The organism is Terrabacter sp. Soil811, from assembly GCF_001429655.1.
Classification (GTDB): Bacteria; Actinomycetota; Actinomycetes; order Actinomycetales; family Dermatophilaceae; genus Terrabacter.
Map to the genome: position 1 here is coordinate 361,349 of NZ_LMSX01000010.1, position 10,929 is coordinate 372,277.

The 10,929-nt window shown below is 71.0% G+C and carries 5 protein-coding genes; all 5 read right to left on the reverse strand.

What is annotated here, in order from left to right; all coding sequences use genetic code 11:
* Window positions 1-14: 14 nt before the first annotated feature.
* Window positions 15-1,007 carry an AAA family ATPase gene (locus tag ASH01_RS19015; protein ID WP_056779668.1) on the reverse strand — a complete coding sequence of 331 codons (993 nt, stop codon included), beginning with the start codon at window positions 1,005-1,007 and terminating at the stop codon, window positions 15-17.
* A 93-nt stretch (window positions 1,008-1,100) separates the two neighbouring features.
* Window positions 1,101-7,424 carry an Ig-like domain-containing protein gene (locus tag ASH01_RS19020; RefSeq protein ID WP_056779669.1) on the reverse strand — a complete coding sequence of 2,108 codons (6,324 nt, stop codon included), beginning with the start codon at window positions 7,422-7,424 and terminating at the stop codon, window positions 1,101-1,103.
* Window positions 7,421-8,206 carry a hypothetical protein gene (locus tag ASH01_RS19025; protein ID WP_056779672.1) on the reverse strand — a complete coding sequence of 262 codons (786 nt, stop codon included), beginning with the start codon at window positions 8,204-8,206 and terminating at the stop codon, window positions 7,421-7,423. Before ASH01_RS19025 ends, ASH01_RS19020 begins: the two co-directional genes overlap by 4 nt.
* Window positions 8,207-8,383: 177 nt before the next feature.
* Window positions 8,384-10,084, reverse strand: coding sequence for a serine/threonine-protein kinase (locus ASH01_RS19030; RefSeq protein WP_056779674.1), 1,701 nt, complete (start codon window positions 10,082-10,084; stop codon window positions 8,384-8,386).
* 43 nt (window positions 10,085-10,127) lie between these two features.
* Window positions 10,128-10,929 (reverse strand): FHA domain-containing protein (locus ASH01_RS19035; protein ID WP_235509668.1); only part of this gene is annotated, 802 nt, incomplete at its 5' end.

The following is a 10,929-nucleotide window of genomic DNA, read 5'->3' on the forward strand; positions in this document are numbered from 1 at the left end:
TCTGCGGTTCGCGGTCAGGCCGAGGCGCGCTCGGCCGGCGGCGCGATGTCGCCGAGGATCTGGTCGACGCACTGCTCGACGGTCGTCCCGGCGAACTGCGCCTCGGCGTTGAGCAGGAGGCGATGGCTGAGGATCGGCTCGGCGAGCAGCTTGATGTCGTCGGGCACGACGTAGGTGCGGCCCTGGCTCGCGGCCCACGTCTTGGCGCAGCGGACGTAGGCGAGGCAGCCACGGACCGAGAGGCCGAGCTTGAGCGACGGGTGACGGCGCGACTCCTCGGCGATCCGGCTGACGTAGCCGAGGATCGCCGGGTCGACGTGCACCTCGTCGGCGAGCTTGGACATCTCGACGATGACGTTGCTCGCGATGAGCGGGCTCAGCGTCTTGGCGCGGTCACGCGTCTTGGCGTCGGCGAGGACGGCGATCGTCGCCTCGTGGTCGGGGTAGCCGACGCTCGCCTTCATGAGGAAGCGGTCGAGCTGCGCCTCGGGCAGGCGATAGGTGCCGGCCTGCTCGATGGGGTTCTGGGTCGCGATGACCATGAACGGCTCACCGACGGAGTGGGGCTTGCCGTCGATGGTGACCCGTCCCTCCTCCATGACCTCGAGCAGCGCCGACTGCGTCTTCGGCGAGGCGCGGTTGATCTCGTCGGCGAGCACGATGGTCGCGAAGATCGGGCCCGGGTGGAACTCGAAGCTCTGCTTGGTCGGCTCGTAGATCGTGACGCCCGTGACGTCGCTCGGGAGCAGGTCGGGCGTGAACTGGATGCGGCTGTGCGTGCCCTGCACCGTGGCCGAGAGGGCGCGGGCGAGCTGCGTCTTGCCGGTGCCCGGGAAGTCCTCGAGGAGCATGTGGCCCTCGGAGAGCAGGCAGGTCAGCGCGAGCCGCGTCACGTGCTGCTTGCCGAGGACGGCCTTCTCGATGTTGCCGACGAGCTGGTCGAAGGTGTGCGCGAACCAGGTGACCTGCTCCTGCGTGATGCGACCTGTGGTGGGAGTGGCCGTCATGGGTGTCGTTCTCCTGTCATGTGTTTCATCGATCGTGGGGTATGCCGTGTGGCTGGGTCGGGGCGCGGCCGGCTCCCTCGCGGGAGCGGACCGTCACCCCCAGGGATTGCGTTGCGCGGAGTCGGACCCGTTCGACGACGAGCAGGTCACGCGGACCCAGCCGTTGGGGAACCCGAAGAACTTGTTGGAGTCGTTGCCGCCGTTGCTCGGGCGGTGCGACCCGCCGGAGCCGTTGTCGGGGTTGGACCAGCCGCCGTCGGAGCTGTCGACGGTGCAGCTGATGGCGCCGGTGTAGTTCGACAGGTTGTAGCCGATGTGGTTGCAGTTGGAGCCGCACTGGGTGCCGTCCGGCTTCAGACACCCGGTCGCGCCGCAGCCGCTGCCCTTGTAGACCGAGTTCACCTTGGGCTTGGGCGCGGCGTTCGTCGTGCCCGAGATCGAGGTGTACGGACCCCAGCCCGAGTCGGTCGCGAAGGCGCGGACCCGGATGGTGCGGGTGTCGCTGTAGCCGAGGCCACCGATCGTCGTCGACTCCCGGCCGGCGCCGAACGTCTCGTTCTTGTCGCCGGTCACCTGGTACTGCGTGATCGGGCGGCCGTTGTTGGTCGGCGCGTTCCACGTGAACGTGATGCTGTTGTTGTCGTGGTTCTCGCCCGGGTTGCGGATGGCGTTGGTCGGCCCGTAGGGGTGCACCCGGATCGCGTTGGACATCGGCGAGCAGTAGCCGGCGGAGTTGCAGGCCCGGATGGCGATGGTCCTCGACGTCGTGTCGAGCGGCCGTGTCGTCCCGGCAGTCGGGCAGCTGGTGCCCGAGCAGGGGAACGAGCCGGTGACCCCGTCGGTCGTCCAGTGGATCCGGTCGTAGCCGCCGGCGTGCGCGCTCCCGACCCGGAAGGTGACGTCGATCGTCTTGTCGGCGCGGGGGGTCGTGGCCGTGAGGAGGGTCGGGGTGTCCGGGTAGCCGTTGGCCGTGTAGCTCGAGAAGTTGGCCTTGTCGGAGGTTGCCGGACCGCCGTTGGTGGCGGTCACGACGTACTGCACCGTCTGGCCCTCGTAGGGGATCGTGTCGCTCGCGACGCGCGAGTCACCACCGGAGCGGGTCGCGATGAGGCTCCAGGCGCCACCACCGGTGCGACGGAACACGTCGTACTTCGTGATGGGCGGACCGTTCGGGTCCGTCGCCTCCCAGGCGATGGAGACCTGGGCGTTGGTCTCGCCGGGCACCGGGTCGCGCGGGCTCAGCGTCGGAGCGGGCACGGCAGCCGGCTTGCCGAAGGACTGGGCCTTGACCTGGGCCCCGAAGGGACCCCAGCCGGCCTCGTTGTTGGCCTGGACGCGGACGTTGTAGGCGTCGTTGTTGATCAGGCCGCTGATGACCTTGGTCAGACCAGGGGCCGCGACCTCCGCCTGTCCGGTGGCGCCGGCGCTGCCGCCGATGTTGACCCACTGGACGCGGTACTTGAGCACCTTGCTGCCCTCGTTGGGCGGCTCGCTCCAGCGCACCGTCAGCTTGCGGTCGCCCGGCGTGATGTCGGTGATCGACGTCGCCTTCGGCTTGGTGTCGGGCCGCACCGTGTTGCTGCGCGGGCTCTGGTCGGACCAGCCGACCGGGTTGCGGCTGCGGACGGTGAACGAGTAGTCCTGACCGTTGGTCAGACCCGTGATGGTGCACGGTGACGACGAGCAGGCCTTGGTGCCGCCGCCCGGTCCGATGGTTGTGACCTCGTAGGCCTGGATCGGCAGGCCGCCGTCGTAGGCCGGCGGGCGGAAGTCGACCCGCGCGCTGCTGCCGAGGATGCGGTCGGCGACCGCGGTCGGGGCAGCCATGGGGTCGGGCTTGCTGCGGACGCTGACGGAGACCTGGCCGAGCGCCGAGGGTCGACCGGGAGCGTCGACGGCCTGCACCGTGATGCGGGCGTCACCGCGACCCTTGTCGGAGGCCGAGACCGTGAGCTGGCACCCGCTCTGGGTGACGCTGACGCCCGTGCCCGAGACGACCCGGGCCGACTGCACCTGGCAGCGAGGGGCCGTCAGCGGGCTGTCGAGGTACTGCGAGAGGTTCACCGTGCGGCTCGTCCCGGCGATGAGGCCCTCGATCCGGACCGGACGCAGGGTCGCGGCGGGCGGGGCGCTGACGACCCGGACCTTGATCTTGTAGGACTCCGCCCCGCCCTTGGCCTTGACGGTGACCGCACCGGTGGAGCCCTCCTGGGCGGCCGGCTGGGCCCTGAGCACGACCTGGCGCCCACCGGCGCCCGCCTGGTTCAGGTCGACGCGGTCGATGGCCGGGTCCCACGTCGCTTCGTACTGCGCGGTGTTGGCGTCCATCCCGGTGGGCAGCCACGCGTGGCAGAGCCTCGGGATGTCGAAGGTGCGGGCCGGGCCGTCGGCGACGAGGCGGACCTCGTGGTCGGGGCAGCGCAGCACCGGCACGTCGGGCCCGATCTGGACCGGGATCGTGACGTAGGTCGTCTGGGCCGTCTTGTCGGCCGGACCTGTCGCGTTCGTGACCTCGAGCATGAGCGCGGCCGGACCGACGTAGCCGTTGGTCGCGGTCAGCTTGAGTGCGGTGGCCGACGTCACCGACGACTGGAGGTCATCTTCCGGCGACGTCGAGACCGTCTCGGGCGAGGTGACCGCGATCCTGCCGCCGCGCGGGTCGACGACGTAGTCGGCAAGGTCGACGTCGACCGTCGAGTCGGCGCCCATCTTGATGGTCTTGCCGTCGACGACGTAGGGCACACCGTTGGTGCCGGCCGGCACGTAGATGAGGGCCATCGCCGAGGCGCCGTCGGCGTCCTCGATGACGTACGGGACGACGCGGGCCTGCGGTCGCAGCTGGATGCGCAGCTTGCGGCCCTCGCGGGCGACGCCGTCGCCGATGAACTTCGTGATCTTGAGACTCGCCTGGTCACCGTCGAGGTCGCGGTCGTTGGCGAGCGCGTCGACGAGGATCGAGGTCTCGCCCTGCTTGGCGAGGCCGGTGTCGTCGACGGCGATCGGCGGGTTGTTGAAGTCCTTCTGGCCGCGGACGGTCAACGTCGACTTCGACGCGTCGAAGAGCCCGTCGGTGATGCCGTAGGTCAGCACCTTGGCCGGGCCGTCCTCGGGGGCGACGACCTTGAAGGTGTCGTCCTTCTGCTTCTGGAAGTCCTTGAGCACGTCGGCGTCGTTGAGCGTCGACAGGTCGACGAACGACACCGAGTCACCCGCCGCGATGAGGTCGTTGGACAGGACGTCGGCGTGGACCGTGCGCCCAGGGGCGGCGACGACGTCGTCCTCGACGGCGACCGGCGGCTGCGGGTCGCCCGGCTGGACGACGCCGACGCGCACGAAGCCCTCGCTCGTCAGGCCGAAGCGGTCGCGCAGCTGGTAGCGGATGACCTCCGTGCCGGCGCTGCGGGGGTAGGCCTCGTAGCGGATCGTCGCGGCACCGAAGCCGAGGACACGACCGAGCTTGAGGTCGACGGCCTTGCCGTCCTCGCCGACGATCCCGCTGACGAAGGTGAGGTCACCGTCGGGGTCGACGCCGCTCGTCGGCACCGTGATGGCCAGGGTGTCACCGGCCGTCACGCTGGCCGAGAAGCTGCGCGCCGAGGGGGGCTGGTTGGGGTACTTCACCGCATCGGGCAGCGGGTTGATCGTGACGTTGATGCGCCCGGTCACCGCCCGGGCGCGCAGGCCCTCCGGGTAGGTGGCGTACTCGAGGATGGCCGACGTCGGGCCCTTGAGGGTCTCCTGGTCGGGGACGTAGCGCACGACGGTGCCGGAGGCGAAGGCCTGACCGCCGCCGGAGAGCACCTTGACGCCGGCGGGGTCGAGCTTGAGCGGGATGCCCTCGCTCATGGAGTCGTTGTCGAGCGCCGGGATCGTCACGGCGTCACCGACGCGCACGGTCGCGACGTCGTCGACGACCGTCGGGAGCACCTTGTCCTTGGGCTCCGGCTTCTGCACGACCGACAGCTGTCCGACCGCGGTCTTCGTGCCGTCGCTGATCGTGTAGCTGACGGTGCCGCGGCGCGGCGTGTCACCGTCGAGCGGGGCCGTGGCCTCGGCGCGGACCCACCGGCCCTGCACGACCGAGACGCGCAGCCACGCGTCACCGGTGACGACGCGCTGGACCACGAGGACGTCGCTGCGCGGGCTGTAGTCGTTGGAGAGCACGTCGGCGATGACCGGCGTCTGACCACGGAGCCCGGCGGCGTCCGGCGTCGCGACGGGCGGCAGGTCGACCGACGGGTTCGGCAGGATGTCGACGCGGATCCGGCCGACGCTGACGCCGGAACCGACCTGGGCGGCATACGTCACCGTCGAGGTGCCGGGGGTCTGCCCCGTCACCGTGAGGACGCTCGTGTCGAGGTTGGTGTCGAGCTTGAGCTGGCCCGGGCCCTTGACCGACTGCGCGAGGCGCATGCGGGCCTGCGGGTCGGTCGGGTCGGCGCCGGCGATGTCGTTGCCGAGCGGCTGGAGCTGCACCGGCTTGCCGACGACCGCGCGCACGGCGTCGGGCTGCGTCTTCGGCGGGACGGCCTTGCTGCCCTGCTCGCTCAGCACGTCGAGCGTGACCGACGCCTTCTGGGTGCCGCCGCGGCCGTCGTCGACGACGTAGTCGACGACCTGGTCGCCCTTGTCGCCCTGGGCCTTGACCGTGAGCGCGCCGGAGCCGTCGACGCCCGTGGTCGTCGGGTCGACCGCCGAGACCTGGATCGGGTCGTTCTCGGCGTCGCGCCAGTCGGCGATGACGCCGATGCGCACCGAGCCACTCGCCACGACGGGGTACTTCGCCTGGGCGAGCTTGGCCTGACCCGTACGGATCTTCGGCGGGGTGTTGGTGTCGGCGCCGACGATGCGGACGTTGACCTTGGCCGTGGCCCGGCCGTTCTTGGCGGTCGTGCCGTTGTTGACGGTGTAGTCGAAGGAGAACGAGCCGCTGGCCTCCTCCGGCACGGTCACCTGGACGGTCTGGCCGTCGGCCGAGGCGCTCGAGGAGATGCCCTCGACGCCGGGCTGGGTGACGTCCCCCGGGGAGATCGCGAGGATCGAGCCCTGCGAGTCGGAGTCGTTGTCGAGCACGTGCAGGGTCGAGGTGCGCCCGGCACGGACCTGGAGGTTGTCCGGCTGCGCCTTGGGCGGCGTGCGGCTCACCTCGTCGTCGACGAGGTTCTCGTCCTTCTTCTTGTTCTTGTCGTCGGTCTGCGGCGGCGGGATGACCGAGTTCCAGTTGTCGATCTTGACGCGGTTGCGGTCGATGTCCCAGACGTCACCGGAGTCGAGGTCGTTGAGGACGATGAGCCCACGGTTGACGCGCAGCTTGACGCCGTCGGTGCGCACGCCCTTCTTCATCGCTCCGAGGTCGACCGTGTCGGCGTCGGTGGGCGACCCGCAGTTGCGGCCGTAGTAGACGTTGGAGGCCCCCGCCCACGCCGCGTGGATGCAGCTCGCGAGACGCACGGGCGCGGAGAGGAAGAGCCGCTGGCCCGGAGCGCCCTGGCTCAGCTTCACGCCACCGGTCGTCGGGCTGTCGCCGGTCAGGGAGACCTGCGTCAGCTGCGCCTCGTCCTGGATGAGGACGGACGCCGCGTCGGGGCCCGGCTGCTGGAGGGCGGCGAAGGCGGGGTTGCCGGGCTCGGCGTTGCCGAGCGAGAGCTGCTCCGGCTCGGTGAGCGCGTCGGAGTAGAGCTTGCCGGTGGCGGAGTCCCAGACGACCCAGTGGCTGCCGACCGCCGTCACCTGCGCCGACTTCGACGTGAAGCCGAGCTTCGTCGTGACCGGCTTGGCGAAGGCGTTGCCCTCGGGCCTCAGCAGGGTGACCGTGCCCACCTCGGCGGACACGGCATACACCGTGCCGTCGACGCCGACGGCGACGGCGGAGTTGCCGCCCACCTTCGCGAGCGGCTTGGCCTGGGTCTGGAGGGCGTCGAGGCCGGTGATGCCGCTCCGGTCGTCGACCCGCTGGGCCCGCAGCTCGCCCTTGGCCGCGTCGATCATCGCGATCGTCCCGCCGCGCACGTCGACGAGGGGGGTGGTGAAGACGCGGTTGCCGGTGGCCGTGCTCGGCTTCGGCACGACGATCGACTGCTCAGGAGCGAGGGTGCCCTCGGCCGGGTTGATCGGGACGATCTGGTTGCTCGCCTTGGAGTAGCCGACGATCGCGGCGCCGTCCTGGAAGATGTCGAGACCCGAGCCGGTCGAGCCGTCGGACAGGACGCCGGCGTCGAGCTGCCCCGCCGGCTTGTTGATGCGGCCGAAACGCGCCTGCTCGGAGTTGGTGACCCAGATGCCACCGTCGTTGAGGTCGGCCTTGCGTGCCACCTCGCCCTCGCTGCGGGCGGCGAGCCACACGAGCAGGCTCGCGACGAGGGCGACGACGACGGTGGAGATGACTCCGACCCGTCGCTTGGTGGCGGCGGTGCTCATGCGTTCCCCTGTTCGGCGACGACCATGCGGTCCTCGGGCCGGTTCTCTTCAGCTGGCGTGGTGTCGGTGGTGGCCGGGTCGTCGATGAGGGCGAGGTCGTCCTCGGTGACGAGCTTCGTCGAGAGCGCGTGCTCGACGAGTCGGGCCTTGCGGTTGGTCGCGAGCTTGCCGACGCCGCCGTGCAGGCCGCGCGTGCCGGCGTCGGCGAGCTTCTGGCAGACGTTGTCGAGCTTGCGGTTGAAACGGGTGATGGTCCAGCCGAGCCGGTCGGCGGCAGCGGCCGAGGAGGGTATCTGGCTCGTACCCGCTTCCCGGCGGCGGAGGAACGGCTCGCAGAGCGCGACGATGAGCAGCTTCTGGTCGGGGGTGAACGAGACGCGCCCGACCGTGGCCGCGCCGACCTCCTCGTCGTCGGAGTCGGCGGGTGGGTCGGCCGTCACCGACGTGAAGGCGGGGCTCGCGACGTGGATCTCGAAGTCGTAGGTCGTGGGGCCGGCCGTGAACCAGACGATGAGCTGCTTCATCGCGAGCGGGATCTTCGCGCCCGGGTTGAGCCACGCCTGGAAGAGGCCCTGCTCGTCGGCGACCGTGGCCGTCAGCGTCGAGCCGGTGTTGCTCAGCCACCAGAAGCCGTTCTCGAAGGACACGACGAGGAAGGTGCGGTGCAGGTAGGGGTTGTCGTCCACCTCGATGTCGCCGGTGCGACCGATGGTCAGGCCGGTGTCGGGTGACACGGAGTACTCCTCGCCGCAGAACACGACGGTCACCTTGCTGTGGATCACGATCAGGTCCCCTAATCCCTGTCGACACGCTCTCGCGCGGGTGCTCGCGGCTAACGATGTCCGGCCGCGCGGCGTTACGGACGTCTGTGGTGGTTTGGTGGTGTCTGCGTCGAGGTTGCCGGTCCGACCGTTTCGTGTCCACCCGCCGGCATACTCAGCAGCTGGTGCCGCCCGCCCTCACTGCGCGGTCTCGCACTGGACGTCGGCCCCCGGGGAGGCCTGGCCAGCGCGGGCCACGACGACGGTGGCACACACCTTGGTGCCCTTCGGTGCCTTGACGGTGTAGGTCCTGGCCGTGACGGAGACGAGTCTGGCCCGCTCCGGGTTCCCCGCGTCGGACGGCGTCGGTCCGTAGGACACCCGGAAGGTGTCCTTCGTGGAGGGCTGCGGGTAGTTCCACGTGAAACGGACACTGCCCCGGCCCGACGTCGCCGAGATGGTGGGCTTGTCGAAGACACCGTCGCCGATCGCGCTGTCGTCACCGGGCATCGAGACGGTGGCGCTCGGCGTGGGCGTCGCCGGAGTCGGGTCACCGGACCCGGACCGGAGCACGAGGAAGATGACGAGACCGACGAGCACGACGACCGAGGCGGCCAGACCCCAGAGCACCGCGGGCTTCGCGAGCGGGGACGTCGGTGCCGGCGCGGAAGCCGGACGTGCTTGTGTCCCTTGCGTGCTCGCGGCGCGACGGACCGTCGCCTCCTCGGCGGAGTCGCTCCCGAGCGGAGCGGTCTGGCTCCTCACCGGGTCGGTCACGGCGGCCGGACGAACCGGGGCCGCTGCGGCCGCGACGCTCGGGCTCGGCATCGGTGCGGGCGACCACCGCTGCCCGCCGGCCTCGGAGCGGCGGCGCGTCTCGTCGTCGAGCATCGTCGGCGACGGACCGACGGGTTGGGCGACCACGGTCTGCGGCGCCTTGATCCGGGTCCGGTCGTCGTCGTCACCGCCGCGGCCGGTCGGCGAGCCCTGGGTCTGGCTGACGAGCGTCGTGTGACCCTGCTCGTCGAGGACGACGATCGGCGTGCGGCCCAACCGCTGCTGCTGCTCGACCGCCTGCAGCGCCCGGGCGAACTCGAGCGCCGACGCCGGTCGGTGCGCGGGGTCCTTGGCCATCGCCTGGGCCAGCAGGCGCTCGAGACCGGCCGGCACGTCCTGGCGACCCGTCGCGGGCGGCGCGGTGCTCCGGATCCGCGGCATCAACGCATACGCCGAGTTGTCACCGCCCGGGATCTCGAACGGCGAACGGCCGACGAGCAGCTGCCACAGCGTCGCGGCGAGCGAGTAGACGTCGGAGCGCTCGTCGCCGTCGCTCTGGCCGTAGAGCACCTCCGGCGGGGCCCACGGCACCGAGACGCCGACGTCGTCGGTGGTCTCGGCCGGGGCGTCGCCCTCGCGGGCGCCGCGACCGGCGATGCCGAAGTCGGTCAGGCCAGGAGCGCCGTAGGCGCTGATGAGGACGTTGGCCGGCTTGATGTCGCGGTGCGTGATGTGGGCGCGGTGCGCCGTCTCGACGGCACTCGCGAGCTGGATGCCGGTGCGCAGGACGTCCTCGACGGAGAAGCGCTCGGCCCGGGCCCGCATCGCCAGGTTGGGCGGCGGGTAGTACTTCATGACGAGGTAGGGCCGGCCGTCGTCGGACGCACCGGAACGGAAGACCTGCACGATGTACGGGTGGTCGCCCAGGGCGGCCATGGTGTCGGCCTCCTCGACGAACTGCTGGCGCAGCGCGTCGGTCAGGCCCTCGGACTTGAGCACCTTGACCGCGACCGGCATGCGGGGGCTCTGCTGCTCGTAGAGGAAGACGTCGGCGTAGCCGCCGGAGCCGAGCGGCTGGACGAAGACGAGACCCGGGATCTTCGGGGGCGCACCCTTCTTCACGAGGCACCTCCGTCCGCGGCCGGCAGGTGGTCGGGCGTGCGGGTCACGACGCCGCCTCGAAGGTGAAGGAGACCTCGTCGGCCATGGACACGAGCGACCCGGGCTCGAGGACCTGCTGGTCGTTGGCACGCAGGCGGAGCGGGCTCTCGCCGGGCAGCGTCACCGTCGTGCCGTTCGTCGTCCCGAGGTCGCGGATGAGCACGTGCCAGCCCTCGAGGATGACCTCGACGTGGTTGCGCGAGACGTCACGCTCGGGGCTCGGGACCTTGACCACGTGCGGTCGGTCGTGGACGGCCAGGCCGTCGCCGAGCTTCGGCGCGCGGCCGAGCAGCACGCTGCGGTCGAGGGTCACGACGTCACCCGTCGACAGGCGGAGCACGCCCAGCGGCGGTCGCGGCATCGTGAACGGCTCCTGCGGCGGGATGCTCGAGCCGCACACCCGGCAGCGATCACTGTGCGGAGGCGTCGGGTGGCCCGCTGAGCAGAGGACGGCGAGGACGCTGGGTCCGGAGAAGGTCTGGTTCTGCGCGGCGTTGCGTGCCTCGAGGAGGGCGCTTCGGTCGACGGTCAGCTCCGTCTCGTCGTCGTCCGTCCCCGCGCCGAGGTCGGCGGTGTGTGCGGGCGGGTCCGCGACGGGTTCCGTGCCCGTGGCCGCCGGGGGGACCGGGGGCAGGGCGACGGGGAGCGAGACGGGCACGTCGAAGGTGGGCTCGGCAGGCGGCTGCGCCGCGCTCGCGTATGCCGTCGCGGCCGTCGGTGCGGATGGCGCGGTCTGAATCCGGGCCAACGCCTCGAGCATGACCTCCGGCGCCATCTGGAAGTCCATCCGTCCGACCGTGCCGACG